The organism is Streptomyces sp. NBC_00872, from assembly GCF_045161915.1.
Lineage (GTDB): Bacteria > Actinomycetota > Actinomycetes > Streptomycetales > Streptomycetaceae > Streptomyces.
This window is the reverse complement of sequence record NZ_CP108807.1, coordinates 1-25,660: the sequence shown is the minus strand read 5'-3', so window position 1 is coordinate 25,660 and position 25,660 is coordinate 1. Positions and strand designations below refer to the sequence as shown.

The following is a 25,660-nucleotide window of genomic DNA, read 5'->3' as shown; positions in this document are numbered from 1 at the left end:
TTCGACTTGACGCAGCTGAGCATGCCCATAGAACTGAAGGATGCGTTCGGCGCCGCTTTCGTCAAGCGCACGGCTCCCGGAGCCGGGATGACGTCGTTGCACTCGGTGAACCACGTGCATCGGGCCCTGCTGCAGTTCGACCGGTACCTGGCGACCTTGCGATGGCCACCCCAGACAGTGCCGCAGCTGACCGCGGAACACGTCGACGGCTTCTACGACAGCCGCAAGCACCTCGCACAGGCGGCCGACGAGATGGGTGAACTGAAGCGGCTGCTGGCGAGGACGGAGGGTGTCAGCGACGCGCTCGCCGGGCGGATCGCCGCGGCCCTGCCGCGGGTGAGGCGTGGTGACAGCCGCCAGAGCTACAGCCGGGACGAGTTCAAGCGCATCGCGGAAGCCGCACGCACGGACCTACGGGCGGCAGCCCTGCGGATCCGGAAGAACCGTGACCTTCTTGGAGAGTTCCGGCAGGGGCGGGTAGTGCCCGGTGACGACCTGGATCTGGTCCGCCGTCTGGAACTGCTGGACTCAGTGGAGCGGTTCGTCGACGTTCCCCGACACGTCAGGACGGTCGGTCTCACCGCCGGCAAGAGCGAGTCTCTGCCCTGGGTGAAGAAGGTCGGCACGGTCAAGGAGATCGTGTCCTGGCTTCATCTGACCGTGGACGAGGCAGTGGCCGGGGCGATCCTGCTGGCTGCCATGACGGGCGAGAACCCGGACGTGATCCGCAAGACCCCGTCGGCCCACCACCGGGCGGACGGCTACAGCGCGGACGGGGGCACGGCCATCGTGGACCTGCGCAAGCTCCGGCGGGGGCGCCGCGCCTACATGACTCTCGCCCTCACCGACGTCCCTGAGTGGATCAGTATCCCGGGCACGCCGGAAGAGATCTCGACGCGCGATGAACTGCACACCCCTTTCGGCCTCTACGTCCTTCTCCACGAGCTCACGGCAGCCTCACGAGCCCACGTGGGCGGGAATCGGCTGTTGATCGGCTATGCCAATACCGGGGCCGCCCAGCGCGGCCGGGGCCTGAGGCCGATGACCAACAGTGAGTGCGTCCTTCGGCTCGGCCAGCGCTGGGGCCTGCCCTCGGACGCTCTGGATCAGCAAGGTAATCCGGTGCCGCTGGCAGTCCGGCTGGACCTGCTGCGACTGACCTACATCGAGCTGAACCAGAGGCCCGTTGCCCACACCGAGCGGACCGCGGCGACGACCTACATGGCCCGCAACCGGGGCAACGTCACCGAGTACAGGAAAGTGGTCGCGCAGGCGCTGGCCTCGGAGGTCGACAAAGCCCGCGCCCGCGGATCGGTGGCCGTAATGACCTCCCAGGAGGTGGAGCGAGCCCGCACCGAACCTGAGACCGTCGCAGCCGAGCAGGGTCTGGATCCGGGGACCCTCAAGCGCATGATCGCAGGGGAACTCGACACCGTGCTCGCCGCCTGCGCCGATAACAACAACAGCCCTCACGCTCCAGCCGGCCAGCCCTGTCCGGCCTCGTTCATGCTCTGTCTTGGATGTGAATGCGCGCGAGCGCTGCCCCGGCACCTTCCCGTCCAGGTACTGGTCCACGACCGGCTCCAGGCAGGACGCGATCAGGTGGAAGCGCTGAGGTGGGCTCACCGCTTCGCGGCGCCCCATGCTCAGCTTGCCGATCTCCTCGACCAGCACGACACCGAGGCCGTTGCCGATGCCCGTCGAAACATCACGGCAGCCGATCGCGCTGTCGTGGAGCGATTCCTCAGCCGGGAGCTCGACCTGCGATGACCATTCCCGAAGCGCCGTCGGCCTGGGGCGAGGTTCCGGCCGGTACGCGGTGGCCCGAGCCTGACACGCTGGTCCTGGCGAACCGCGATCTGAGGCCGGGAACGAACCTCTCGACGCTGTCCCGGTTCCAGGACGAGCGCTGGGACCTCAACCCGGCGATCTTCGAAGATCACTACCGCTCGATCACGCTGAACTTCGCCCTGGTCCCGCACCCGCTGCGTCTCACCACGAAGTTCTACCTGTGGCAGCTGCTGAACCACAGCGATTCCCGCGACGCACGCGGCAGGACAGGACGCCGCACGGCGGTCACCACCATCCACTTCGCGTTCGTCAGCGGCTTGCGGCTCGTCCTCGACTGGCTCGACGAGCAGGGGGTGAGGGAGTTCAGCCAGGTCACCAACGCCATGCTGGACGACTATCTCGACGCGCTCGAAGACGAGGAGGTCCCCCTGGACAGCCGCTACCGCCGGCTGACCGAAGTGCGCAGACTGTGGGCCTACCGCGACACACTCCCCGCCGTCATGAGGCTGCCTGACGCGCCACCCTGGGCCGGCGAAGACACCCAGGACCTCCTGGCCGGACCCCGCCGCAGAAGCCGGGACAATCGCACGCGCCGCATCGCGGAGCCCACCATGCAGATGCTCCTGCGCTGGGCGATCCGGTTCGTAGAGGACTTCGCCGACGACATCCTGACCGCCCACGCGGCAGGCGTGGACCTCCATACGAAGACCACCATGGGCAGACGGCGATCCGCCGGCCTGCCGAGGCAACCGCGATACCGGGCAGGAGAACTCCGGCCCAAGATCGTCTCCTATCTGGACGACGTGCGGGCACGAGGCGGGTCCCTTCCCGGCAAGCGCCTCCAGGACGGCCAGCTCACGGTCAACTGGCGGCACCTGGCAGCCATCCTGAACTGCGCGGAGACCTTCAAACAGACCTCCACCGCCCGCCTGGTGACGGAATCCGGCCTGCCGATCAGCGAGCACACCTACCTCGCAGGTGAGATCACCGGCCTCCTCGACGGACAGCCCTGGCGCGAAGAGCGCATCCGCTTCGAAGAAGGCCCCGGCCTCGCCCGGCTGCTGAGCACAGCCTCCTTCATCGTCATCGCCTACCTGTCCGGCGCCCGGGTCGGGGAAGTCCTCAACCTCCGCCGCGGCTGCATCAAGCACGACAAGGACGCCAACCTGTGGCTGATGGAAGGTCTCTACTTCAAAGGAGCCGAGGACGAGGACGGCAACAAGATTCCCGAGGGCCAGCAGCGGGCGATCCCTGGGTCGTCGTTGAAATCGTCGCCCGCGCAGTCTCCGTCCTCGAACGGCTCCACCCGCACTCCCTGCTCTTCCCGACCAGGATCGAACCGCACCTGCGACGCTCCCAAGGTGAGAAGCGTCTGGGCAACGCGCGACGAGACCAGTCGATCAACGCCGACCTGACGGCCTTCGTGATCTGGGTAAACCACCAGTGCCACCAGCTCAGCCGCAGTGACCGGATCCCCGAGGACGGCCGCGGCCGGCTGAAAGCCAGCCGATTCCGCAGAACCCTCGCGTGGTTCATCCGGCGCCGCCCCCGAGGGCTGGTCGCCGCGTCGATTCAGTACGGCCATGCCCATACTCAAATGCTCCAGGGCTACGCGGGCAGCTACGAATCGGGCTTTCCCGATGAATACGCCTTCGAGGACTGGCTCTACCGCATCGAGTGTCTGAGCGACGACGAACAAGCCCTCACCAGCGGTGAACACGTCAGTGGCCCCGCCGCCGACACCTACCGCCACCGCATCACCGCCGCCTAGCGCGAGTTCGCCGGCCGCGTGCTCACCAAAGAGCGCCATGCCCGCGACCTGCTCGGCAACCCGTTGCTGCAGATTCACCACGGCGAGGGAATGACCTGCGTGCTCAACCCCGCCACGGCAGCATGCCAGCTCCGCGGAGCCGCCGATGACCCCCAGGTCACCCCCGACACCGACGACTGCCGGCCCCAATGCCCGAACATCGCCCGCACCGATCGCGACATTGCCCACGTCAGACAGCGGGCCGCTGAGCTTGCTGACATCGTCGCTGACCCACTGGCGCCACCCATCCGCCACGAACGCGAGCGGCGTGAACTCGACCGCCTCATGTCGATCATCAGCAACCATGAGCGAGGGGTGGCGAGCACGTGAACAGCATTCCGTTCGACAACGAGCAGGACCCAACCCGTCGGGCAATTATCAGCGCGATGAACCGGCTCTTCGCCGGCACCCCTCAGCGGTCGAACGGACGGCTCAACGTCTCTCAGTTGGCTATTGAAGCAAACGTCAAGCGCTGGCATCTGACTCACCAGCATGCCGATCTCCGACAGCTCTTTCAGACCAAGGCCACCGAGCTAGAGACGAAGAGGACTTCGAACGTCCATTCCTCGGACGCCTTCGAGGAGCTGAAGAAGAAGCACAAGGAGCTGCAGGCCCACTGCAGGATCCTGGAAGCGCGTCTTCAGCTCTACGCGACCACCTTGAACCTGCTGTCCCTGGAGAACGCTGCCCTCTCAGACCGAGACGCTGACGCGGCCAAGGTCCGAGTCATGCCGCGGCAGCCGCAGCACATGCCCTGACAAGCACCGGAAGACCCTGGTTCAGAGCAACACTGCTGTTGCGCGACATGCGACGGTGACTTACCTCAACCGATGCGCCGTGGGGATACGCCCAGGACGAGCTTCTCCAGCGCTTCCCGGACCGGGCCGAACGTCGCTACCCAGGTCTCGATCAGGTAGATCTCGCTGGTCTCGTCGATGCCGAGGGAAAACCGGCCCTTGTCGAGCTCACCGATGGGGAAGATGTCCCGCCCAACCGTCGAGCTCCAGTCTGCGAATCGATCCTCCTCTCCCACCGCGAGTTCGGGATCAAAGGTGAAGGGCGTCCTGGCGCAGGTGATGCCTGGCCCGCTGATCTGTACGTCCAAGCCTCCGAACTCAGTCAAGAATCGTTCGGCGGCCTCATGCATCCGGACCAGCCCAGTTGCCTCCAGCATCTCGCGCCACTGCTGAATCGGGACGCGTCGCCCCGGCTTCCATCCGGCCGCACGCAGCGTTTCCTCGACCTCGCCGGCATCCCGCTGAGTCGCCACATCCGCTTCAACCCACGCGTGGTCCACGGGCACGTTCTCAGGCCAGCCCGGCCGCCACTGGGCCAGCCACTCGTCGAAGTCCTCGCGCAGGAACTGGCGCTCTACGGGCTTGAGTCGCACCTGCGGCCGCGCATCGGCCCACCAGACCTCGAACTCCGCCACGGTCCCTACCGTCGGCCAGCGCTCCGCGGCGGCCGGAAGCAGCAGCACGTCGACGAACCCTCCAACCGGAAGGCCGATGTCAATGAAGATCCCCGTCGCACCCGGATTCGGGACTGCGGTTACCGTCCCCGAAAGCCTCTGTCCCAATCGCAAGCCTCTCCGGGCCTGGATCCACTCTTCGACGCTGACCATGAAGCACATCCTCGCAGCGGAATCAGCGCAACGGGGTGATGCGCCTGCAACAGTGCTGTTGTCTCGATGCCAGACATGTCAGCAGGTCAGCCCCGCCCGACGAAGGACAGTAGCAACTCGAGCTGGCGGAAGAAACACCGCGATGTACGCGGGCAAGCACGGAGGCGTCCCGGTCCAGGCCCGCCCCGGCGATCCCGTCGCCCCGAGCGTCCACGGCCGCCGCGCCGGACGTCCCGAGACCGGCACCCGCGCCGCCAGGAGCGCCGCGTGAGCCTGACCCCCGAGACCGTACGGGCCATCACCATCCGTCAGCCCTGGGCCGCAGCGATCGCTCACGGCACCAAGCGTGTGGAAAACCGCCGCAAGGCCTGGACCTGGCGGGGTTATCTAGAGGTCCAACTCGATGTCTGACATGTGTGTTTGGGCCGTAGACCTCTCGTGTGCCTCACTGATATCCGATAGCTCGTCGTCACGTTGTGTATGTGTGACCTTCAGAGCAGAGAGAGCGATCTCGCCCGTGGACGGAAGCGTCCGCTGGGTGATCGCCGACGAGAGCTACACCATCCACACCGAGGGCTGCGCCTACCTGACCGGCCTGCGCCAGGCGGATCGGTCGCCGAACACCGAGCGGGTGTACGCGGGCAGGGTCGCGCTGTACCTGTCGTACTGCGTACAGAGCGGCATGGTCTGGAACCGCCCCGGCTTCTTCGAGCTGGGGCGGTTTGCCCAGTGGCTGATCACCGAGCCGCTGCCACCGAAGCGCGACCGGTCGACCGCAGTGCGGTTCCGGTCGAAGAAGACCGCGAACGCCGTGCTGACCACGGTGTCCGAGTTCCTACGGTTCGGATCTGTGCACGGTTGGGTGCCGCAGGAGGTGGTCGCCCAGCTCTCCGAGCCGAAGTACCTGTCTTTCCTCCCGCCCGGCTATGAGGCGGGTGAGCGGGACGAGTTCCGCACCGTTCAGGCCCGGATCATCAAGTTCACGGTGGGCGACGAGGGCATCGAGTGGCTGCAGGACGCCCAGATCGAGCAGTTGCTTGAACTCCTGGCGCGGGCACGCGACCGGTTCTTGGTGGCACTGCTGCGCTGCACCGGCATGCGGATCGGCGAAGGGCTGGGCCTGCGCCGCGAGGACATGCACTTCCTCGCTCGGTCCACCACGGCCAACTGCCAGGTCGTCGGACCCCACGTTCACGTCCGCCGACGGCTCAACCCCAACGGAGCGCTGGCGAAGTCCCTGTTCTCGCGCTGGATCCCGGTCACGGAGCAGGTCGTCGATCTCTACGCCGACTACCAGCACGAGCGGGCCCGCGTCCCCGAGGCAGCGGAGACGGACATGGTCTTCGTGAACCTGTTCCGGGCGCCGCTGGGACGCCCGATGACCTACCCCAACACCAAGGACATGTTCGACCGGCTGGCCCGCCGGGCCGGATTCCCGGCCCGCCCACACATGCTGCGGCACTCTGCGGCCACGTCCTGGATCCGCTCCGGCGTCCAGCCCGACGTCGCCCAGCACCTGCTCGGTCACGCGTCGCCATCCTCGATGCAGCCGTATCTCCACGCCACCGACCGCGACAAGCGCGAAGCCGTCGAGTCCACGGCCGCCCGGCGTCGGGAGGCCCGATGAGCACCGCGAACAGTGCCGCGACACTGCTGGCCGCGCCGCCGGACCTCGACCTGGAGGCATGGACGGCCTGGCTGAAAGACCGTGTCGATCCCGTCTGGCGGCCAGGCGAATGGGACGCCGCGACGCTCTTCTTCGACGGCGACACCGATAACGACCGCACCGTCGCCCAGAGATGCGTGACGGTGGCCTGCGCCTCGATCAGCAACAGCCGCGGGATGTGCTCCCCCTGCATCCGCGAGTGGCAGGCCAGCGGCCTGGACAAGGTGACGTTCATCGCAGAACACGCCCCCGACCGTCGCAAGGGCTCCCCGGGCCGCTTCCAGGTCCGCTGCATCGTCGAACTCGACGGGCAGCGATGCGCTCAGCCGAGGTACTGCCAACGGCTGTGCGTCACGCACTACCGGGCCTGGAGCAAGAAGGCCGTACGCGAATCCGGCATCGCGGTGGACGTCTGGGCCCGCACGGGACCGGAGCCCTGCACACACGTCGCCCCGCCCTGCGTGGTGATGCGGTGCGAACAGGAACGGTGGGGGCTCAACACGCTCTGCTGCTACCACCACAACAAGTACAAGCGTGAGGCGCCCGCCGAGCCTGTCGAGGAGTGGATCACCCGGCAGATGCCGTTCCTCTACGCCAACCAGTTCTCGCTGGTCCCGTTCTCGCCGGTGATGCGACTGGAGGTCCTCTACGGACTCCAGCAGCGCGACGCTCGCGGTGCCAAGGCAGACCCGACCAGCGTCCGGCTCATCACCAAGACCCTCGCTCACCTGCCGCACCTGCTGGGCACGGACCTTGGCGACCTCCTGGCGCTCACGGCGAAGGGCACCTCCAGCAACACCGACGCCCACGTGAAGGAGATCCACCGCACGCTGCACATCGGGCACGAGGAGATGTGCGGCATCAAGCCCAGGGACAAGCACATCTGGGACCTGACCAGGATCAGCCTTCCCTCCATCCAGTCGAAGTCGGGGCGCCGGCGGGCCACCCGCGGCACGATCGACTTCACCGCGATCAGCCAGCCTTGGCTTCGTGAACTGGCCCTGACCTGGGCCAGAGACACCGATCCCACCGCGACATGTCTGCGGGACACCGTCAGGGTCGCGGCCATGGCCTCCGGCCGCCTCGCGGAACGACCTGGCGCAGGAACCGACCCCAGCCGGCTCGGAGGCGCGGACATGGACACCGTCGTGGACGGCGTCCGGGCCATGCGACGCGGGGACGGCGAGGTCATGGCGCGCGGCAGCCAGCGCAACATGGCCCACAACTGGTTCAACCTGCTGGACTTCGGCCGTCGCATCGGCCTCATGAACGATGTCCCGACCGCCTTCAGCCGTCAGCGCTGGCACGACATCGGCCACGATGACGACGAGGACAACGAGGGCAAGGCGGTCCCCGAGCCGGTCATCGCGCAGCTCGACAAGCACCTCAACTCCCTCGGCGATGCGACCACCTACGGGCGGCTCACCGCGGCACAGATCAGGCAGATGTTCCGCACCGCCTACGTCGTGCTCCGCGACACCGGCCGCCGGCCCGGCGAGGTCTGCAGCCTCCACCGGACCTGCATCAAGGACGGCACCGACGGTCCGGACCTGGTCTGGGACAACCACAAGAGCAAGCGTCATCGCCGTCGGCTCCCGATCACGGAGGAGACCGCCACCGCCATCCGGGCGTGGCTCCCAGTCCGAGCCACGCTGGACGTTCCGGCAGAGAGCGCCCGCTACCTATTCCCGGCCGTCACCGCCGACCACGCTCAGCCGCACATGAGCACCAGCAACTTCTCCAAGACCCTGCGGCAGTGGGTCGACAGCATCCCCCGCCTCACCACGGACGTCCCCGGCCCAGACGGCTCGCCGCTGCCCTTCGACCGCTCACTGATCTACCCCTACGCCTTCCGCCACTCCTACGCCCAGCGGCACGCGGACGCCGGCGTCGCCCCCGATGTCCTGCGCGATCTGATGGATCACCGGAACTTCAAAACCACCATGGGCTACTACAAGGTCTCGCTGAAGCGGAAACGCGAGGCCGTCACCACGCTGCGGATGCACGTCGTCGACCGATCGGGCAAGCCTGCGCCGATCGCATCGAACACCGCCTACGAGGCACGCTCCGTCGCGGTCCCGTTCGGTAACTGCCGCGAACCATCCAACGTCAAAGCCGGCGGAAGCTCGTGTCCCATCCGCTTCCAGTGCGCAGGCTGCGGTTTCTACCGGCCCGACCCTTCCTACCTCCCGGCCATCGAAGAGCACATCAACTCGCTGCGGGCCGACCGGTTCACCGCCGAGGTGATGGACGCCGACCCCTTCGTCACCCGCAATCTCAGCGACCAGATCGACGCGTTCCAGCAGGTCCTGACCGCGATGCGCAAGCAGTTGGACGCGATGGGCTCCGAGGAACGCCAGGAGGTCGAAGAGGCCAGCGCCGTGCTGCGAAAGGCGCGAGCCAGCCGCGGACGCACCACCCTCCCGTTGACGGTGATCAACCGGAGGTCCTCGTGACCCAGTCACCGGCGACGAACACCAGGGCGCAGAGCCGGACTCCCGCGCAGGTCCTGACGGAAGCCCGGCGCCGGGACAGCCGGGCCAAGCGAGCCCGCGCCCTTGAAGCGATCCGGTCGCTTCAGCAGAGCGGCGAGAAGATCACACACGCTGCCGTCGCTCGCACCGCCGGCGTCTCTTCGTGGCTCACCTATGCCGACGGCGTACGCGAACACGTTGAGGCCGCCATCAGCGGACAGGTCGCACCTCGACCCTCCAAGCGAGACAGCCAGGCCAGCACGACCAGCCTCCGCGTCGATCTCGAACTGGCCCGCGACGAGATCCGCAAACTCCGCGCCGAACGCGACCAGCTCCAGCGCAACGCGCGCCTCCACCTCGGCCAGCAGCTCGACCAGATCGGCGCCGCCGATCTCACCACCCGGGTCCATGAACTCAACCAGTCCAAAGCCGAGTTGGAAGCACTCCTCGGCGCCAAGAACGCCGAGGCCGACGGCCTCGCACGCCGCGTGACCGATCTCGAAGACGAGCTCACCGCCGCCCGCACCAGCCTCCGTCAGATGATCAAAAACCAGAGCAAAGGAGTCGCGTCGTCCACATGACTACCCGGCAGCCGTCACCGGCCCTCTGGTCCGCAGGAGGCCGCCGCCGGCTGAGAGCGGGAGCCGGATGCTTGCGCGGTCCTTGCGACCGCGCAAGCACGTCTCATGCGCCGGTAACTCCGTCGATCTGCTCGCGGATGAGGTCGGCATGACCGTTGTGACGTGCGTACTCCTCGATCATGTGCACCATGATCCAGCGCAGGGAGACTCCCTGATCGCCTACGTGACCCGCTTCCTGTTCGGACAGGCGGCCGGAGTCGTCCAGCGAGGCGTCAGCGATCAGCTCACGGCCTCGGGCGACCTCCGCTTGCCAGGCAGCCGTCGCCTCGTCGAGTCCTCGTTCCGACTGAAGAGCAAAGCCATCGAGGTTACTCTCCTCGAAGACCGGCGGCACATCCTGACCTGCGAATACACGCTGGAACCAGTTGCGCTCCACCTCAGCCATGTGTTGAACGAGACCGAGAAGCGTCATCGACGAGGGCGACGCCGCAGCGAGCCGTAATTGATCATTTTTGAGGTCCGAACACTTCAAGACCAGAGTCGCACGGTGAAAGTCCAGCCATGCCTCCAGCATGGCGCGCTCGTCGGCATGCGCGGGCGGGACAGGCCGTCCATCCGGTGTCGTATTCATGAGCACACCCTGGCAGGAGCAGTCGCGGCCCACGACCGTCTTCGCTGGCGACGAACACACGTCTCGCCCACCTCCTCGTACTCCAGCCGTAGTTGTGGATCTTGGTGGGCTGCCATCGACAAGCAGCCGAGTACGGGAAAAGTGGGCGGAGTGAGGACTCACTCATTGACGGAGTGAGTCCTCACTCCGTAGTCTCGCGGCCATGACAGCACCTAAGGAGAACCAGACCACACGCCGCCGTGCCCCCGGCATGTCACCGGAGGAGCGGCGCGCGATGATCATCCAGACCGCGATCCCGCTGATCGCCGAGTACGGCGCGGCGGTGACGACCGCGAAGATCGCCCGCGCCGCAGGCATCGGCGAGGGCACGATCTTCCGGGTCTTCGCCGACAAGGACGAGCTGTTGCAGGCCTGCATTGCCGAGGCGCTCTCCCCCGAGCACGCGGTCCGCGAGCTCGACGCGATCGACGTATCCCAGCCGCTGCCCGACCGGCTCGCGGAGGCGGCCGAGGCGCTGCAAGCGCACATGTCCAGGATGGGCGCGATCGTCGGCTCGCTGGGGCATCGCGGCGGCAAGCACCCCGGCACGGTGCGCGGCGCGGGCCGTGACGAGTCGACGACCCGTATCCGCGCGGCCCTCGCGGAGCTGCTGGAGCCCGACAAGGCCGCCCTGCGCCGGCCGCCGGAGCAGGTCGCGGCCCTCTTCTTCGGGCTGCTCTTCACCCAGCCGCGTACGGAGGACGAGCCCGACCTGACCCCGCAGGAGCTGGTGGAGGTCTTCCTGCACGGGGCGCTCTCGGGGGGCGCCAAGTGAGCGCGCGGAGAAGGCGCCTGGGGGTTACGGCCCTGGCCGTCCTGGCCCCCGTCCTGGTGTGGCTGGTCGCGGACCCACTGCTGGGGCACCGGCTGCGGATCGCCGACGGCGAGCAGACGCTCGACATCGGCGCCGTGCCCGTGGCGGTCGTCGCACTGCTCGCGTCGCTCTCCGGCTGGGGACTGCTGGCCGCCCTGGAGCGGTTCGGGGCGCGGCGCGCCCGCGCCATCTGGACCGGGGTGGTCGGCGCCGTACTGGCCGTTTCCTTCCTGCCCTTCATCGGCGACGGCATGGACGGCGGCACCCGGGTCTCCCTCGCTCTGATGCACCTGGCGGTGGCGGCGGTGCTGGTCCCGGGGCTGGGCGGCAGATCCCCCGGGGCGGGAGCCGGTGCTGCTAGGGGGTGACCGCCAGCACCAAGTCCGCCGCGAACAGCACCAGATGGAGGCAGCCTGCCAGAGCGTCGCGCGGTCGGTGATGACCGTCAGAGTGCCCACCACGACCGAGATGAAGAGCGATACCTGGTGGGTCGGGCCGAGGCCCAGCAAGAGCCGACCCTCGTGCCAGATCGCTGCGATGGCCACCGCCGGGATGGTCAGGCCGATGCTGGCGATGTCGGAGCCGTAGGCGAGGTCGGGGGAGGTCTGGGGTGGGGTCGGAGACGGGTGCGGCCGCCGGTGATCAGTCGGCCATTCCAGGTCCTGCACGCCGAGCGCTTCACCGCCGCGCTGACCGCCCACATCACCGACCGGCGATCAGGGCCCTGCCGGTCATTGGCGCGGCCGATCAATTCATCGACAGCACAGACGTCCTCGGGCACTGCGAGATGACCCGCACCGTGACCCGGGCCCTGATCAACCGCAACTAGTGCCGCATCAGGCAACGTTTGCCCTGCCTGTACGGTCAGGACATGGATGCAGGGCACCAGCCGACGCTTGATGAGGTTGAGGATTGCTTCGCGTCGCTCATCGAGGGTCGGCTGACGAGGGATGAGGCTGACCGCTGGGCTGCGCGGTGGGTGGCCGACGACCGGCTTGCTTGGGACGACCTCTCGTGGTGGGCGCTGAACCTCCTGTGTGGAATTGACCTGCCCGCGGATGAGGGCGGCGGCTACCTGCACGACGACGAGCAAGTACGGGGTTGGCTCGCTGGGCTGAGGAAACGCCGAATGGTGTGACACGGCCGGGATACCAGCAGCCAGGGTCCAGGACGCTGGCAGGCTGTGCGCATGGCCGAGCGGGTACGAATTCGTGAGATTGATGATGACGAGGGCCGGCGGTTGCTGCGGATCATCCGCCGCGGCACCGGGTCGGTTGTGACCTGGCGCCGGGCCCAGATGGTGCTGCTGTCCGCGCAGGGCATGGCCGTGGCGAAGATCGCCGAGGTCACGTTCACCAGTGCGGACCGAGTCCGGGATGTCATCCACAACTTCAACACCGACGGCTTCGCATCGCTCTACCCGAAGTACAAGGGCGGACGGCCGAAGACTTTCACCCTGCCCGAGCGCAGGGAGATCAAGAAGATCGCCAAGTCCAGGCCGACCGAGCACAGCCTGCCGTTTTCGACCTGGAGCCTGGTCAAGCTGGCCGACTTCCTGGTCGCCGAGGGGGTGGTCGACGACATCAGCCACGAGGGCCTGCGCATCCTGCTCCGCGAGGAAGGCGTCACCTTTCAAAGCGTGAAGACCTGGAAAACCTCCAACGACCCCGACTACACCGCGAAGAAGGCCCGCGTCGAGCACCTCTACGCCATCGCCGACCGTGAGGTCGTACCCGAGCCGGGCGAGCCCGAGGTCATCTACTGCATGGACGAGTTCGGCCCGCTCAACCTCCAGCCGCACCCCGGACGCCAGTGGGCCGAACGCAGCGGCCGGCACAAGGACCCCGACCGGGACCCCAGGCCCAGACGGCGGGCCACCTACACCCGCCCGCACGGCGTCCGCCACCTGTTCGCGGCCTACGACCTGGGCAAAGACCAGCTCTACGGCCACATCAAGAAGACCAAGAACCGTTCCAAGTTCCTGGAATTCTGCCGCTACCTGCGCAGCCTCCATCCCGCGACGGTAAGGATCGCCATCGTCTGCGACAACTACTCCCCGCACCTGACCACGAAACGCTGCCAGCGGGTTGCCACCTGGGCTGACGCGAACAACGTCGAGATCGCCTACACCCCGACGAACTCCTCTTGGCTCAACCGCATCGAAGCCCAGTTCACCGCCCTGCGCTACTTCACCCTCGACGGCACCGACCATGCCAGCCACAGGGAGCAGGGCAGCATGATCCGCCGATACATCATCCGGCGGAACAAGCACGCCACCGACGAACGCCTACGCGAGGTCGTAAACAGGGCAAACGTTGCCTGATGCGGCACTAGAACGCACTGATCTCCTGGAACTGGCCGCCCCTGCGCTTGCACTCCGACGCGCGCAGGGGCAGCCTCCGTTCCCACCTCTCTCAACGGGAACGTGCCCAACGTCCCTCACCCCCTGAAACGCCACGGCCTGCGCAAACGCTCGGCAGCTCTAGATAAGCGCGGCCTCCTGCTGATCCACACGGCCAAGCAGCTCGACCGGCCCGCGCTGCGTGATCCGCTGGTCGCCACCGCGATCCGCGGACACGACCTGGAGACCGGCGCGGTCATCGCCGTCGCCCGGCTGACCGACTGCCACCCCGACTGCCACGACAGCGCCGACGGACCGTGCAGTCCATGGGCGCAGCGCGAAGTCCACCACCTCGTTTTGAGCGAGGTTCAGGCGCTGCCCATGGCCCTGCCCTGCATCGGTGCCCTCGGACCCTGGCGGCCGCCGCGGAACGTCCTGGACCAGGTCCTCCTCCAGTTGCCCGACCTGCGGCCGTGACCCGCAGCCGCAGCAAGACGCCGCTGTGGGAGCCGGGCCTGATCCCGGCCCCCGGCGGCCTCCTGGACTGGCGCGACGCCCGGCATTTCGACCGCTGGCAGGACCGCCCCTGCGTGCTGTGCGAGCGGCCCACGCCGATGCGCTCCCACTACGGCGAGCCCGTCCACGAGGCCTGCGCCGAGTCCTGGATCACCGCGAATCCGACCGAGGCACGCCTCGGCCGGTTCGCCTCCGACGTCCGGCCCAAGGGCCGGCGCGATGACGACCACGCCTGAACTCCTCCGCCTGGAGGCCCCATGAGCACCTCATTGCACGACACCGACCACTTCCTGGCCTACCCCGAGCCGCCCGCGTCCCCGCTCTGGCACCGGAAGCCCCGGCCGCTCACCGACGCCCAGAAGAAGCGCAACTGCGAGCTCCTGGTGCGGGGCTTGCGCAAGCCCCGCGCCACCACCAGGCAGAAGGGGGGCCGCTCGTGTTCACCGAGTTGAGAGAGACCCTCCTCGACCTCAGCCCGCTCGATGACGACCAGAGCGGGGCCGCGTCCGTGGTGGCCGCGCGACACGCCCGCGACAAGGACGACCTCGGGCTGCTCCTGGACGCCCTCGGACTGCCCACCGACACCCTCACCGCCCTGCTCCCCCTCCTCCCGGAAACCGGAGACGCCCCCACCATGACGAACTCCCCTGCCGCCCCGGCCCTGTCCGCACACGAGGCCATGGCGATCTCGATGCACAACAACGGCGACAGCGAACAGGCCATCCTCACGGCCACCGGCCTGAGCGCGACCGAGCTCAGCGACCTCATCGCCAGCCAGGTCCTCGGGCTCCCTCGCGCGGCCGACGGCTCCCCGGCGGCCATCGACGTCCCGGTCATCCCGCTCCCCGTCTCCACCGAGGTTCAGAAGCTGCTCGACTGGGCGGCCGCGCACCCGGCCGCCTCGGTCCGCAGCCGTGCCGCCCGCATCACCGCCGCCCTGTCCGCCCTGTCCGAGCGCCATGAGACGGAGGCCGCGCAGCGCGAGGCCGAAGAGAAGGTCGCCAAGGCCAAGGCCGACCTGGAGCGGGCGCAGGAGGAGCTGCGCGCCGTGAAGGCCGGCACCCACCCCACCACCACGGCCGCTGCCGCGCCCACCCCGATCCGTACGGGCCTGGGCAGCGGCCGCACCCGGGAGGAACTCGCCGCCATCAGGACGTGGGCGCGCGAGACTGGCTATCACGTCGCCAAAGTGGGCGTTGTGCGCAAGTCGGTGCTCGAGGCGTACGACGCCGCCCACCAGGCGCCGGTCCGGAAGGCCGGCTGACCCATGGCCGCCGACGATGCGATAGTCCTTGACGGCTTCCTGGACGAAGAGACCGTGCCCGGCGACCAGCACGGGGCGTCGGCGCGGTTCCGGCTCACCATCTCCCCGACGGACGAGCGCGCGGACGAGATGATCCTGCCGTGCAGCGTCACCGACCCGGTGATGGCGCACCACGTACTGCACGAGCTGACCCTCGGCGACCAGCTGCGCGTCACCGGCTACCTCCGGATCCCCGGAACACCGGACGAACCGATGTGGCTGGCCGTCACCGCGCTGACGGTGCTGGAGACCGCGCCGCTGATGTCCGACCCGGCCGCCGCCACCACTGCGGGCATCGAGCGGTCCGGGCCGTACGTCTGCTGGGTCGACGCCGACACCACCGAAGTGGAAGTGTTCACCGAGACTGGCGACTGGGTCGGCACCGCACCCGAGCCGACCGACCTGGACGCCCTGCTCGAAGCGTTCGAGCAGCGGCATGCCGCCGGCGGCGAGTAGCGGAGCCGCCGTGCCTATCCGTCCCGAGAACCTCCACCGCTACCCGCGCGACTGGCCCCAGATCAGCGCGCGGATCCGGTTCGAGCGGGCAGGCGGCCGCTGCGAGTGCACAGGCCACTGCGGCCTGACGCACCCGGGCGGCCGCTACCGGCCCCGTGGTCGGCCTCACCACCGCCCACCTCAACCACACCCCGAAGACGTACGGGATATTGGTAACCGGGGCAATCAGAAGCTGCGGAATACCCGTCGGTCTACCAGCTCATGGCCCCGGTGTGGCGCCGGCCGGAGGCTGGATCCGCTGGACCATCTGTTCCATGACGGAGACGGGCAGCGCCGGGTGCCGGGCCGCGACTTGCGCGGTATCGGTGTCCCTCAGCAGCCGGATCAGCACCCGCGCGGGCAGGGCGGGGTGCCGGGCAGCCGCGTGGCGCACGCGTTCGTGCGGGTCGTCAAGCAGCCGCACGGCCGACGCAGGTGTCAGCCGGGGATCGGTCGTGGCCCGGTGCCGGACTTCCTCGTCGCTGTCCCGGCTGAACCGCTCGACCAGCTCGGCCGTCGACTCCGGGTCATCCAAGGCCAGTTGGCGCATTCGTGGGTTCGGGTCGTCGGCGTAACGGAGCAGGTCGCAACGGGGGAAGTTCGGATGACCATGGGGGCGATCAGGGGTGCTGAGGCTGCCGGTCCACCACTGCCACACCCTCAGCAGCATGTCCGCTGGTGCGTCGTCGCAGGATTCCGCGAGAAAGAGCTGGACGACACGGTCTTCGTCGCGGGCGAGGCGTTCGACGACGTCCGGCGGAAGGCGCCGGGCCCGGGCCACGCTTCTGCGTACGAGGGGGTGGGTGGAGACGGCCAAGCGGCGCATGGCGCCGGGATCCGGGTGCAGCGCCATGACCCAGTCGAGCGGGTAGTGATGGCCACGCGGGTCGAAGTCGATGGGGATGTCCGCCCGCTGTCCCTCGGTGATGTCGGAGCGTATGGCCACCACGGAGCGGACGCTCTCGTCGGAATCCTGGGCAAGGAGGATCACCAGGTCCGGGTCCAGGTGCGGGTTGCCCGCGAGGGAGCAACGCTGGGCAGGGCTGCCGTGGTGAGCCAGGTGTTCGGCGAGGCCGCGCTCCAGACGGCACGTGCCCACCGCGCGGTCTGTGAGTTCCGCGGTGTCAAAGACCGACCGGGGCATCGGGTGCTCCTGGTGGTACTGGAGCAGTGCCTCGATGCGGACCTTGCCATAGGGATCGCCCAGCAACGCGCGCCGGGTCGGAGTGTCCAGATGAGGCCAGGCTCGCCGGCAGGCCGAGGCCCGTACGGACGGGTCGACGTCGACGGCCAGGGCGGCGAGTATCCGTACGGGCAGGCCGGGAAGGCGAGCGGCCTCTTCGCGGACCCGTGCGGACGGGTCCGCAGCGAGCTGCTCGTACGCGGCGTCGGTGAGTTCGGCACGCCGGTCCGTCGCGAGCATGGTGAGGATCCACCGGTGCCGGGATTCCTTTTCGCCCAGGATCAGGCGGGCCCACTGTTCAGCGGTGATGTCCGGCTGGGCCTCGGCCAGCAACTGCCGCAGCTTCCAGTCCGGGTGAACCATGGCCGCCTCAACGACCGCCGTCGGCAGGGGGTGCCACAGGAGGAAGTGCGACAGGCCCAGGAGGCGGGCTCGGAGGTCATCGGGTGTGGCCGGGTTGAGGGCCAGCCCGTGCGCCCACATCTCGCGCACTCTCGTCGAAGGCCCCGGTCCCTGAAGCAGTGCCGCCCAAGCAGCTTCCCGCTCCCGAGGGGTTTCCTGGGCCGCAGCCCGCGCGGCTGCCTCTTGCCGCTCTGCGATGTGGTCCAGCAGGGTGAACCAGACCTCGTCCTCCTCGGTGGTTACCCCGACCAGCGTGCTGCCGTCTGTCGCGAAGGTGACGAACTCCGGCTGCCCGGGCCGCTCGCCGAGGACTCCGGCGAGGTCCCACCGGCCAGTGAGCCGCACCCGCGTCCAGCGCCTGGGCGCCCAGCCCGTCCAGTGGCCAGCGACATCGATGAGGAATACGCCGTCCTCGCCAATGATCCCGTTGTCGGCCGCGAGCCGGTGCCACTGTGCGTTGAGCTCGGCGATCAGGTCGGGCAGGTCATCCCGCACGGCCACGGTCGGCTTGGCGCCGCCCGAGACGACCGGTCGCCAAGCTGCTCGGGGCGGCAGTACCTCCTCGATCCGCCAGTCCCCCACGACTTCCAGCCCCGCACGCTGCAACAGCTCTATGAGCTTGTCTTTCCCACCCGTCATGTGACCCCATCCTGCCCGAAGCGGCTCTCTGTCTTCCCAACGGCTGGTGGGCTGCGGAACGAGTGCCTACCTGCGACTGAGGTCGGCGGCGTACTCGCCAGTGCAAGAGGTCCGCCTCGCTCATCGGGAAGGTCTGATCTGGAGTCGTCGCTTGGCGATGGGCGATCCGAGCGCGTCGGGTCTCCAGGTCCACCGGCACGTACACGAGGTGGCAGGACGCGCCTACAGACTCCACCGACCAGCGGATCGCGGACCTCTCGTACGAGACCAACATCCGAAATCCAGGACCACGTTGGTTCCAAGCTTCAGCGCCTCCAGGGCAAGCGCGAGCAGCCGTCCTTCCAGGACACCGCGTTTCCCGTCCGCCTCCGGCTCACCGAATAGCGGAATCATCCACTCATCAGGCGTCAACTGAAGCGCGTTGTGCTCCTTGGCCAGCTGCCGAGCCCTTGTGGTCTTTCCGGCCCCCGGCAGGGCCGACTGCCAGAAACAACGTGGTCACACCCGGATCGTTCATGGAAACCACGGGGACGACAACTGCATTCTCTGCCGAGATCGCCAGGCCCGCTTCGCAGTCCCGGCAGCGGGTGACCTCACATCGACCGGGGCCGCGACGATGAGGTCGAGCACCTCCGCGTGCACCTCCCCGGGCGTTACAGACGGCCGCCTCATGATTCGGTACTTCGCCCGGGAAGGCATGACGCCCCTCAACTGCGTCGGAAGACCCTTTTGAGCTGGCCCGGCCTGGAGCCACGGAATCGTTGAAGCAGTTCAAGGGCCGGAGGACTGTCCGGATCAAAGCCGTGGATCCCATTCAACTCGGCGCGCACGCCCGGCCCCCACAGGCGGGCCCCATGGCACTGGAAGCAGAAGGCGATCTGGAAGAGCAGGTCGGTGGCGCTATGAGCACGGATACCCCAGCCCGGGGTGAAACAGCGGTACAGCTCACTGTCCGGCGCAGAGCTGATCAACGTCAGGGCGTCCCTGACCTGAGTCGCCTCCCAGATCGCAACATCGTCGCCCACCAGGTTCGGCGCGCTGAGATGCCTCATCGGGTCGGTGATCCGGACGACCTCGATCAACTCGGCCTTCTCGTGAACGGGCGGAAGCATCATGCGCACAGAGTCGCTGATCAAGGCCCCACGCACCAGAGGTAACCAGACCTGGCGACAGCCAAGATCGCTTACTCCGGAAAAGCGCACCCGCCATCGCCGACGCCGTCGGTCACCGGATGGAGGAGGCTGGCGCCGCCGTCTGGGCCTGACCCCCGCAACACAACCTGACCGCCACCCACTGGTCCCGACCCAGCAACCACGTAACGAAGCGCCCCCGCCGTGCGGGGGCGCTTCGTCCGTTCCCGGAGGCATCCATGCTTGCCACGATCCTTGCCGTCGCTGGCACCCTGCTCGGTGCCGTTGTCACCGGGGCGATTCAGTACCTCAGCGCTGGCCGCACCGCTCGGGCCGCCCGCCAGCAGACCCTGTGGGACACCCGTCTGGACGCCGTGACCACGCTCGCCGCCGCCGTATCGGAGCACCGCCGCGCCATGTGGAACAGAGGCGAGGCCGTCGCCAAACGCGAGCCCGACACCCGCATTCAGGAACTGAAGGCTCAAAGCCGTGTCACCCGCAGCGCGATCGACCGCCCGCTGAACGTGCTCCGTGTCCTTGTAACCGACCCTGCGGTCCGGTCGGCGGCTGACGCAATGGTCAGCGCGACGTATGCCATGAGGCAGGCACACACCAGCCTCGACACCCTCACCCAGGCCCGCGAGACGGCCGTACGCGCCTACGACACATTCATCGACACAGCCGCCGCCTACCTCGCCGCCCACTGACCGCTCCCTCCACGCAAAGAGGCCCTGCTCCCGGTGCGATGCACCGGGAGCAGGGCCTCTTTGCGTTCCGGTCCGAAGTCGTCGCTGCCCACCCGTGTGCTCCGTGTCAGCGTGCAGAGGACAGGCCGTGAGTTCACAGTCTGGACCCGCTCGATCCGGTTGAGGCTGAGGCATGCCCGGGACGGTATTACGCCGTAATACTCAGTCACTCTCGCGCTGTGCAGCGGTGGAGAGGCTGTCTCTTCATTGCGGCGTAATAGTCGATCTTGTTCGGGCGGGGCACGGCCGGTGGCTCTCAGGCGGTATTACGGCGTAATACCTCAGGGAGTTGGGTCTCTCGGACCGCTTGGCGGGCAAGAGCTAACGTGTCGGGGCTTCCATCGATCTTGGACGTTAGTAAGGTGTCTCCATGACTTCGCCCACTTCCGGCGACCGGGAAAAGGTCGTCTCCAAGATCTCCCCCGCGCTGCAACAGGTCCTGAGGATCCGCACGGCCCAGCACGGCATCGACATCCAGCGCGCTGTCGAAGCGGGCATCACCGCCTGGCGCGGACTCGGTGCCAACCTGGCCACCATCGACACTTCGGGCGCCAAGTCCTTCTCCACCTGGCTGCCTCCGGGCCAGTGGGAGGGCTTCCGCGCCGACTGCGCCGCCCGCGGTGTGCCCATCGTCCAAGGTCTCTCACAGTCCGTTCAGCTGTGGCTGGAGAAAAACCCGTCCCCCGGCGTCCAGCGGCCGGTCAACGTCAAGCGCATCATCGTCTGCAACCAGAAGGGCGGCGTCGGCAAGACAGCCATCACCGCAGGCGCCGGCGAAGCACTCGCCGAAGACCCCGACCAGCTCCACCCCGTCCGAATTTCCAAGCACTTCGCCGCCGCCCTCACCGAGGGCGAGGACGACTCCCCTCTCGACTACGAAGATCTGCCCGGCCTCGGACTCAGAGTCCTCCTCGTCGACTTCGACCCCCAGCACCACCTGACCAAGCAACTCGGCCAGGAACCCCTCCCCATAGAGGGCGACAGCCTGACCAAGCACATGGCGGGCGAAGCCCAAGGCGAACTCCGCGATCTCATCGTCACGGTGGAAGACGAACGATTCGGTGGCAGACTGCACCTGCTGCCCGCATGCACCGACGCCTTCCTCCTGGACGTCAAGCTCTCCGGAGTGCGCGCCCGAGAAGCCGCACTGGAACGCGCCCTGGCCTCCATCGAAGACGACTACGACGCGATCCTTGTGGACTGCCCGCCCAGCCTCGGCCTCAGCATGGACGCAGCCGCCCACTACGGCCGACGACGCGACGGCGAAGCCCCCGGGAACTCGGGCGTACTCATCGTCGTCCAGGCGGAGGACAGTTCCGCCGACGCGTACGGACTCCTCACCTCCCAGATCGAAGACCTCCGCAGCGACATGGGCCTCGAACTCGACTACCTCGGCATCGTGGTCAACCACTACGACGCCCGCCGCGGCTTCATCGCCACCTCGTCCCTCAAGAACTGGATGGACATAAAGGATCCACGAGTGGTCGGCGTCATCGGTGACCTGAAGGAACAGAAAGAGGCCGTTCGCATGAAACAGCCCCTGCTGGCATACGCGCCCAAGTGTGACCAGTCGGTCGGTATGCGCGCGCTGGCCCGGGAGATCTCATGAGCAAGGCAGCCTCTCTGGGGACCGGGTCCTCATTCCAGCAGACCCAGCGCATCAGCTCGCGGCGAGCCGCCATCAACGCGGCGACCAAGGCGCCCACCGAGGGCGCCCTGCCCCCCGTTGAACTGCCGGTCACGGCAATCAGCCTCAACCCGGACAACCCCCGCTCATCACTGGGGGACTTGACCGACCTCGTGGGCAGCATGCGCGACCACGGCCAGAAGACAGCCATCAGCATCATGGGCAGATTCGCCTACCTGGAGGCCAACCCCGGGAACGAAGACAAACTCGAACCCGAGAGCCGCTATGTCGCCATCGACGGCAACTCCCGTCTCGCCGCGGCCCGCGAAGCCGGTCTCACCACCGTCAAGGTAATGCTCGACGACGAACTGGGCAGCAATCCGGACGAAATACTGGAATCCGCGCTTGTCGCCAACATTCACCGCCAGGACCTCGACCACCTGGACGAGGCGCGAGCTCTCGACCAGTTGCTGAAGGTGCATGGCACCCAGGAAGCTCTCGCCGCCCGGTTGCACCGGTCCCAGGGATGGGTGTCCCAGCGACTTGCACTGCTTGGCCTGACTCCCGAACTGCAGCAGCGTCTCGAATCCGGCGAGGAGTCGGCCGAACTTCTCCGGCGTGTGGGAAACAAGGAGCCCGAGGAACAGGAAGCACACCTTCAACGCCTCAAGGAGCAGAAAGCGCAGGAGGACGAGGACAGGAAAGCACGCGCCGCAGAACGGGCAGCACAACGACGGCTGAAGCCCGGCAAAGCCGAAAAGGGGAGAGTGGACACCGAGCCGACCACCCCCCGGACCACTCAGCCGACGGACCCTCCGACCTCCGAAGAAGGCAACCGGGACGGCGTCTCACCGAACCGCCGAAATGAACAGCCGCCGAAGCCTGTGACCGACGGCCAACAGCTTCCCTACCTGGACCCCGAACGGTTGGCAGCAGTCATCAACCGGCAAATGGACCGCCGCAGCCGGAGGCGGTTGATCGCGCTGCTTCTGCAGTACAGCGAAGCCGAGGACACAGAGCCAGCCGAGCCGCAGTGAGAGCCGGGACGCACCAAGCCGGTGAGCGCTTGGTTCTGTGGCCGACGGCCCGGCCTCGTCGTGGCCCATCCTGTGCCTCCGGCCGCTCGGGGCCGGAAGCGCTCATGCCCTATGCCCACCGCGGGTGACCCGCTTCAGCTCCATACGTGCGTCCACCACGGCGCCGCGTTCGAGCGTTGCCCAGTACGGATGCTCCGACACCACGATGGACAGCTCCAGCAGACGGGCCCGCAGCCGGCTCTCCTGTGCTGTCTGCTCCGGCGTGTAGCCGGGACTGTCCGGGACGTCCCGACGGTACTCGCTGTGCAGGGCCTTCTCCCCGCTCCAGCCGGAGGCCGGGTCCACGGACCAGGGCAGGCCACGGCACAGCGCCTCATACGCGGCGCGGATGCGGTGCAGCTCTGTCTGGGCGTCGTAGAGGTCCTGGGGGAAGGCATCGGCGGTCACCTTCAGATGGTACGTCTGTTCGATTTTGGTGGGAGAGCGGGGAGACCCTGTCGGCGGGCTGATGGCCCCGTTGGTCGAGCGGCTATTCGGGGATGTGGATGCCTTGGTATCCATGTCCGAGCCCGCGGCGCCGGGTCCGTGTCGCCCAGGGGATGGGCAGCGGGGCGGTATCTGGTCCGGTGGCGGGTTCGTCGTCCGGGGCCTGGTCGCCGATGTGGCGTAGGAGGGCGGTGGTGGCGGCAGGGATCGCGGCGAGGATCCGCGCCGCGTTCGGGTCGATCACGGACAGCGCGGTCACGAGCGCGCCGATGGCGTCGACCGCGTCTTCGGCAGCAGTGAGACTCCACGAGCCGGGGCCGGCGGTATCGGCAAGCGCACAGGAGGCGTCCGCGATGTCGGCGGCGAGGGACTCGAATCCGGGCGGGGCCCGGTCCGGCAGGCGCACGGCCGGGCTGTCGGCCGTCGGTGGGGGTGTTGCGGGGACGGCGATCTTCCGCCTGTTGACTGTCACACCGTCATGATCGATGACCGATCGGGTGCTGGTGTCCTGCGGCGTCGGGGACCCGGCCTGGCCGGTTGGTGAGCTGTCGCCCCTGGGGACCCAGCTGGTTTGCTGCCCCGGGTCGCCATGGTGACCGCAGTTCGTTATGTGGTGGGTCAGGGGCCGGTGAGGATGGTGTGGGTGCCGATGCGGCGCCACACGATGTGGGCTCCGCAGCGCTTCTCCCTGCCGTACGACCACGTCGCGCGTCCGTCCGGTGCCCAGGTGAGTTCGTAGACGCCGGGGGCGATACGCACGCGTTTGATGCGTAGGCCGGGGCGGAACTGGCCGGTGCGAAGGTCAGGAACGAAGGCCCGCGTGACGACGCGGCGGAAGCGCCGACGCTGGGCGGGGGTGAGGTGCTGGAGGTCGGTGGTGAAGCGGGGGAGTGTCTCGTACGTGGGCACGGTGTCCTCCGGGCAGCACGACGAAGCCCCCGGCGGCTGCCAGGGGCTGATGGGTGGTCGTCCCTGTAGGGCAGTGCGTGGTGCTTGCTGGTGTTGTTCGGGTGGTTGTCGGGGCTGCCGGAGAGCGATGACACTGGCTCGCCGGCCGGAGCGGCGTCCCGGCTGGCGAGCGCCGGGGAAGAAAGTTCGGCCGCTGCTCCCGCGTGGCGGGACGTGAAGCCGATCGGTCTTTTATTGCAGTTCAGGGCCGTGTGGCGTGGTCTCCATGATGGATATCGCGCTGATCACGGCCGGGCAGATGTACCGCTACTTCCTGCGCCAGGTCCTCGTCGGCGACGGCCGCCGACAGGGCCGCAAGCCGCTGAAGAAGGCGCAGCGGGACGCCGGAGTTCCGGTCGGCAGATGGATGGGGCGGGGTCTGCCCGCCCTCGGTCTCGCGCTCGGTCTGGAGATGACCGAGGCGCAGCTGCGCTCTCTGTTCGGCGAGGGCCGGCACCCGGACGCCGACCGGCTCGTAGCCGATCAGCTGGCGGCGGGGAAGAAGCCCGCGGCCGCGCGCCGGGCCGGGGCGCTCGGACGCAAGGTGAAGGTCACCGGAGCCGATCTCGTCTTCCGGCCGCAGCCGACCCTGCAACTGATGTGGGCGCTCGGGATGAGGAGACACGGAAGGCGATCGAGGCCGCGCACGAGCAGGCCATCGCCATCGTGCTCGCGTGGATCGAGGACGACGTCGCCGTCATCCGGTACGGCGCGCAGGGCATCCACCGCACCCGCCCCGCGCACGGCCTGGTCGCAGCCCGCTTCCGCCACTACGAGGCCAGGTCGGGCATGCCGCTGCTCCACGATCACGTCCTTCTGTCCCTCAAGGGCCTGCGCCCGGAGGATGGTGTCTGGGGTGCGGTGCACTCCACGGCCCTGCTGGAGTCGACCGTCGCCGCGTCCGCGCTCTACAACGAAGTCGTCATGGCTGAGGCGTGCGAGGCGCTGGGACTCGCCTCCGAGCCCCGCACCGTCACGCCCGGCCGCCGACCGGTCATGGAAGTCGCCGGAGTCCCGCACGAGCTGATCCGCTGGACCTCCCGCCGCAGCGCGCAGATCGCCGCCTGCCTCACCGACCTGGAGCACGAGTACGTCACCGCCACCGACGACGACGGCAACCTCAAGTTCGCGCCCGAGGTCTCCGAGCGGACCCGGGCGAAGCTCAACAGGATCGCCGCCCGCAAGACCCGCCCCTCGAACCTGCGGCCCCGCTCCCTGACGCAGCTGCGCGAGGACTGGCGGGCCAGCGCGCAGACTTTCCTCGCCGCCGGCGCCGACCTCATCGACTCCCTCCTCGAGCGCGCCCGCGCCGCGGCCGCCGCGATCCGGGCCCGGGTCGCCGCTGTTGTCGACGTCGGCCTGGCGGCCGTCGCCGTC

At 68.1% G+C, this 25,660-nt stretch carries 30 protein-coding genes and 1 pseudogene; 23 read left to right on the top strand and 8 right to left on the bottom strand.

Annotated features, from left to right (window positions below):
- Positions 1-21 precede the first annotated feature (21 nt).
- From OG214_RS37980 to OG214_RS37960, 5 genes are read left to right on the top strand one after another with little or no spacing between them, the layout of a single operon-like run.
- Positions 22-1,770 (top strand): hypothetical protein, encoded by a 1,749-nt coding sequence (locus OG214_RS37980; RefSeq protein ID WP_405987733.1) that lies wholly within the window; start codon positions 22-24, stop codon positions 1,768-1,770.
- Positions 1,767-3,206 carry a hypothetical protein gene (locus OG214_RS37975; protein ID WP_331745899.1) on the top strand — a complete coding sequence of 480 codons (1,440 nt, stop codon included), beginning with the start codon at positions 1,767-1,769 and terminating at the stop codon, positions 3,204-3,206. Before OG214_RS37980 ends, OG214_RS37975 begins: the two co-directional genes overlap by 4 nt.
- A gap of 8 nt (positions 3,207-3,214) precedes the next feature.
- Positions 3,215-3,562 carry a hypothetical protein gene (locus OG214_RS37970; protein ID WP_331745897.1) on the top strand — a complete coding sequence of 116 codons (348 nt, stop codon included), beginning with the start codon at positions 3,215-3,217 and terminating at the stop codon, positions 3,560-3,562.
- 18 nt (positions 3,563-3,580) lie between these two features.
- Positions 3,581-3,931 carry a hypothetical protein gene (locus tag OG214_RS37965; RefSeq protein ID WP_331745895.1) on the top strand — a complete coding sequence of 117 codons (351 nt, stop codon included), beginning with the start codon at positions 3,581-3,583 and terminating at the stop codon, positions 3,929-3,931.
- Positions 3,928-4,359 carry a hypothetical protein gene (locus tag OG214_RS37960; protein WP_331745893.1) on the top strand — a complete coding sequence of 144 codons (432 nt, stop codon included), beginning with the start codon at positions 3,928-3,930 and terminating at the stop codon, positions 4,357-4,359. Before OG214_RS37965 ends, OG214_RS37960 begins: the two co-directional genes overlap by 4 nt.
- 65 nt (positions 4,360-4,424) lie before the next feature.
- Here OG214_RS37960 and OG214_RS37955 read toward each other — a convergent pair whose 3' ends face one another.
- Positions 4,425-5,225, bottom strand: coding sequence for an SUKH-3 domain-containing protein (locus OG214_RS37955; protein WP_405987732.1), 801 nt, complete (start codon positions 5,223-5,225; stop codon positions 4,425-4,427).
- A 142-nt stretch (positions 5,226-5,367) separates the two neighbouring features.
- Between OG214_RS37955 and OG214_RS37950 the strand changes: the two genes are divergently transcribed.
- From OG214_RS37950 to OG214_RS37930, 5 genes are all read left to right on the top strand, one after another.
- Positions 5,368-5,496 carry a hypothetical protein gene (locus tag OG214_RS37950; protein ID WP_405987731.1) on the top strand — a complete coding sequence of 43 codons (129 nt, stop codon included), beginning with the start codon at positions 5,368-5,370 and terminating at the stop codon, positions 5,494-5,496.
- Positions 5,493-5,636 carry a hypothetical protein gene (locus OG214_RS37945; protein ID WP_405987730.1) on the top strand — a complete coding sequence of 48 codons (144 nt, stop codon included), beginning with the start codon at positions 5,493-5,495 and terminating at the stop codon, positions 5,634-5,636. The genes OG214_RS37950 and OG214_RS37945 overlap by 4 nt, the downstream gene beginning before the upstream one ends.
- A 73-nt stretch (positions 5,637-5,709) precedes the next feature.
- On the top strand, positions 5,710-6,852 hold the full coding sequence (locus OG214_RS37940) for a tyrosine-type recombinase/integrase (protein WP_405987729.1): 1,143 nt from the start codon (positions 5,710-5,712) through the stop codon (positions 6,850-6,852).
- Complete coding sequence (locus OG214_RS37935) at positions 6,849-9,347, top strand: tyrosine-type recombinase/integrase (RefSeq protein ID WP_331745887.1); 2,499 nt, start codon at positions 6,849-6,851, stop codon at positions 9,345-9,347. Before OG214_RS37940 ends, OG214_RS37935 begins: the two co-directional genes overlap by 4 nt.
- Positions 9,344-9,946 carry a DUF6262 family protein gene (locus tag OG214_RS37930; RefSeq protein ID WP_331745883.1) on the top strand — a complete coding sequence of 201 codons (603 nt, stop codon included), beginning with the start codon at positions 9,344-9,346 and terminating at the stop codon, positions 9,944-9,946. The genes OG214_RS37935 and OG214_RS37930 overlap by 4 nt, the downstream gene beginning before the upstream one ends.
- 103 nt (positions 9,947-10,049) lie before the next feature.
- Here the strand turns inward: OG214_RS37930 and OG214_RS37925 are convergent, their stop codons facing one another.
- Positions 10,050-10,577: a DinB family protein gene (locus OG214_RS37925; protein ID WP_331745881.1), complete on the bottom strand. Its 528-nt coding sequence runs from the start codon at positions 10,575-10,577 to the stop codon at positions 10,050-10,052.
- A 202-nt stretch (positions 10,578-10,779) separates the two neighbouring features.
- Here OG214_RS37925 and OG214_RS37920 point away from each other — a divergent pair, with 202 nt between their 5' ends.
- The 9 genes from OG214_RS37920 (at position 10,780) to OG214_RS37880 (ending at position 16,046) form a co-directional block, all read left to right on the top strand.
- Positions 10,780-11,391, top strand: coding sequence for a TetR/AcrR family transcriptional regulator (locus OG214_RS37920; RefSeq protein WP_326809783.1), 612 nt, complete (start codon positions 10,780-10,782; stop codon positions 11,389-11,391).
- Positions 11,388-11,798 carry a DUF6069 family protein gene (locus tag OG214_RS37915; protein WP_331745874.1) on the top strand — a complete coding sequence of 137 codons (411 nt, stop codon included), beginning with the start codon at positions 11,388-11,390 and terminating at the stop codon, positions 11,796-11,798. The genes OG214_RS37920 and OG214_RS37915 overlap by 4 nt, the downstream gene beginning before the upstream one ends.
- A gap of 503 nt (positions 11,799-12,301) precedes the next feature.
- Positions 12,302-12,568: a hypothetical protein gene (locus OG214_RS37910; protein ID WP_331745870.1), complete on the top strand. Its 267-nt coding sequence runs from the start codon at positions 12,302-12,304 to the stop codon at positions 12,566-12,568.
- Positions 12,569-12,619: 51 nt separating this feature from the next.
- Complete coding sequence (locus tag OG214_RS37905; RefSeq protein WP_331745869.1) at positions 12,620-13,753, top strand: IS630 family transposase; 1,134 nt, start codon at positions 12,620-12,622, stop codon at positions 13,751-13,753.
- Positions 13,754-13,855: 102 nt separating this feature from the next.
- Entirely contained in the window at positions 13,856-14,248 is a 393-nt protein-coding gene (locus OG214_RS37900; RefSeq protein WP_331745867.1) for a hypothetical protein, read from the top strand.
- Entirely contained in the window at positions 14,245-14,523 is a 279-nt protein-coding gene (locus OG214_RS37895) for a hypothetical protein (RefSeq protein ID WP_331745865.1), read from the top strand. Before OG214_RS37900 ends, OG214_RS37895 begins: the two co-directional genes overlap by 4 nt.
- Positions 14,524-14,544: 21 nt before the next feature.
- Complete coding sequence (locus OG214_RS37890) at positions 14,545-14,739, top strand: hypothetical protein (RefSeq protein WP_405987728.1); 195 nt, start codon at positions 14,545-14,547, stop codon at positions 14,737-14,739.
- On the top strand, positions 14,724-15,551 hold the full coding sequence (locus OG214_RS37885) for a hypothetical protein (RefSeq protein ID WP_331745863.1): 828 nt from the start codon (positions 14,724-14,726) through the stop codon (positions 15,549-15,551). Before OG214_RS37890 ends, OG214_RS37885 begins: the two co-directional genes overlap by 16 nt.
- Before the next feature lie 3 nt (positions 15,552-15,554).
- A complete protein-coding gene (locus OG214_RS37880; RefSeq protein WP_331745861.1) occupies positions 15,555-16,046 on the top strand; it encodes a hypothetical protein in 492 nt (163 codons plus the stop codon).
- 259 nt (positions 16,047-16,305) lie between these two features.
- Here OG214_RS37880 and OG214_RS37875 read toward each other — a convergent pair whose 3' ends face one another.
- The 3 genes and pseudogenes from OG214_RS37875 to OG214_RS37865 form a co-directional block, all read right to left on the bottom strand.
- Positions 16,306-18,309 carry a PE-PGRS family protein gene (locus OG214_RS37875; protein WP_331745858.1) on the bottom strand — a complete coding sequence of 668 codons (2,004 nt, stop codon included), beginning with the start codon at positions 18,307-18,309 and terminating at the stop codon, positions 16,306-16,308.
- A 94-nt stretch (positions 18,310-18,403) separates the two neighbouring features.
- Positions 18,404-18,811 (bottom strand): annotated as a pseudogene (locus tag OG214_RS37870) (AAA family ATPase); the annotation flags it as partial.
- A gap of 205 nt (positions 18,812-19,016) precedes the next feature.
- Positions 19,017-19,424 (bottom strand): hypothetical protein, encoded by a 408-nt coding sequence (locus tag OG214_RS37865; RefSeq protein WP_331745856.1) that lies wholly within the window; start codon positions 19,422-19,424, stop codon positions 19,017-19,019.
- A gap of 254 nt (positions 19,425-19,678) precedes the next feature.
- Here OG214_RS37865 and OG214_RS37860 point away from each other — a divergent pair, with 254 nt between their 5' ends.
- From OG214_RS37860 to OG214_RS37850, 3 genes are all read left to right on the top strand, one after another.
- Entirely contained in the window at positions 19,679-20,146 is a 468-nt protein-coding gene (locus OG214_RS37860; protein ID WP_331745853.1) for a hypothetical protein, read from the top strand.
- 409 nt (positions 20,147-20,555) lie between these two features.
- Positions 20,556-21,794: a ParA family protein gene (locus OG214_RS37855; RefSeq protein WP_331745851.1), complete on the top strand. Its 1,239-nt coding sequence runs from the start codon at positions 20,556-20,558 to the stop codon at positions 21,792-21,794.
- On the top strand, positions 21,791-22,849 hold the full coding sequence (locus tag OG214_RS37850) for a ParB/RepB/Spo0J family partition protein (protein WP_331745849.1): 1,059 nt from the start codon (positions 21,791-21,793) through the stop codon (positions 22,847-22,849). The genes OG214_RS37855 and OG214_RS37850 overlap by 4 nt, the downstream gene beginning before the upstream one ends.
- Positions 22,850-22,951: 102 nt before the next feature.
- On the opposite strand, the gene OG214_RS37845 is transcribed toward OG214_RS37850, so the two are convergent.
- The 3 genes from OG214_RS37845 to OG214_RS37835 all read right to left on the bottom strand — a co-directional run bounded on the left by OG214_RS37845 (position 22,952) and on the right by OG214_RS37835 (position 24,244).
- A complete protein-coding gene (locus OG214_RS37845; RefSeq protein WP_405987727.1) occupies positions 22,952-23,296 on the bottom strand; it encodes a hypothetical protein in 345 nt (114 codons plus the stop codon).
- A gap of 82 nt (positions 23,297-23,378) precedes the next feature.
- Entirely contained in the window at positions 23,379-23,807 is a 429-nt protein-coding gene (locus tag OG214_RS37840) for a hypothetical protein (protein ID WP_405987726.1), read from the bottom strand.
- A gap of 146 nt (positions 23,808-23,953) precedes the next feature.
- Positions 23,954-24,244: a hypothetical protein gene (locus OG214_RS37835; RefSeq protein ID WP_331745842.1), complete on the bottom strand. Its 291-nt coding sequence runs from the start codon at positions 24,242-24,244 to the stop codon at positions 23,954-23,956.
- Positions 24,245-24,646: 402 nt separating this feature from the next.
- Between OG214_RS37835 and mobF the strand changes: the two genes are divergently transcribed.
- Positions 24,647-25,660: MobF family relaxase (mobF, locus tag OG214_RS37830; RefSeq protein WP_331745839.1), on the top strand; the 1,014-nt coding region annotated here is incomplete at its 3' end.

Excerpts from the sequence above, each read along its gene's own strand:
- OG214_RS37980 (WP_405987733.1), top strand. The coding sequence starts at position 22 with ATGCCCATAGAACTGAAGGATGCGTTCGGCGCCGCTTTCGTCAAGCGC.
- OG214_RS37975 (WP_331745899.1), top strand. The coding sequence starts at position 1,767 with ATGACCATTCCCGAAGCGCCGTCGGCCTGGGGCGAGGTTCCGGCCGGT.
- OG214_RS37955 (WP_405987732.1), bottom strand. The coding sequence starts at position 5,225 with ATGGTCAGCGTCGAAGAGTGGATCCAGGCCCGGAGAGGCTTGCGATTG.
- OG214_RS37950 (WP_405987731.1), top strand. The coding sequence starts at position 5,368 with ATGTACGCGGGCAAGCACGGAGGCGTCCCGGTCCAGGCCCGCCCCGGC.
- OG214_RS37935 (WP_331745887.1), top strand. The coding sequence starts at position 6,849 with ATGAGCACCGCGAACAGTGCCGCGACACTGCTGGCCGCGCCGCCGGAC.
- OG214_RS37925 (WP_331745881.1), bottom strand. The coding sequence starts at position 10,577 with ATGAATACGACACCGGATGGACGGCCTGTCCCGCCCGCGCATGCCGAC.
- OG214_RS37920 (WP_326809783.1), top strand. The coding sequence starts at position 10,780 with ATGACAGCACCTAAGGAGAACCAGACCACACGCCGCCGTGCCCCCGGC.
- OG214_RS37910 (WP_331745870.1), top strand. The coding sequence starts at position 12,302 with ATGGATGCAGGGCACCAGCCGACGCTTGATGAGGTTGAGGATTGCTTC.
- OG214_RS37905 (WP_331745869.1), top strand. The coding sequence starts at position 12,620 with ATGGCCGAGCGGGTACGAATTCGTGAGATTGATGATGACGAGGGCCGG.
- OG214_RS37890 (WP_405987728.1), top strand. The coding sequence starts at position 14,545 with ATGAGCACCTCATTGCACGACACCGACCACTTCCTGGCCTACCCCGAG.
- OG214_RS37880 (WP_331745861.1), top strand. The coding sequence starts at position 15,555 with ATGGCCGCCGACGATGCGATAGTCCTTGACGGCTTCCTGGACGAAGAG.
- OG214_RS37875 (WP_331745858.1), bottom strand. The coding sequence starts at position 18,309 with ATGACGGGTGGGAAAGACAAGCTCATAGAGCTGTTGCAGCGTGCGGGG.
- OG214_RS37865 (WP_331745856.1), bottom strand. The coding sequence starts at position 19,424 with ATGATGCTTCCGCCCGTTCACGAGAAGGCCGAGTTGATCGAGGTCGTC.
- OG214_RS37860 (WP_331745853.1), top strand. The coding sequence starts at position 19,679 with ATGCTTGCCACGATCCTTGCCGTCGCTGGCACCCTGCTCGGTGCCGTT.
- OG214_RS37855 (WP_331745851.1), top strand. The coding sequence starts at position 20,556 with ATGACTTCGCCCACTTCCGGCGACCGGGAAAAGGTCGTCTCCAAGATC.
- OG214_RS37850 (WP_331745849.1), top strand. The coding sequence starts at position 21,791 with ATGAGCAAGGCAGCCTCTCTGGGGACCGGGTCCTCATTCCAGCAGACC.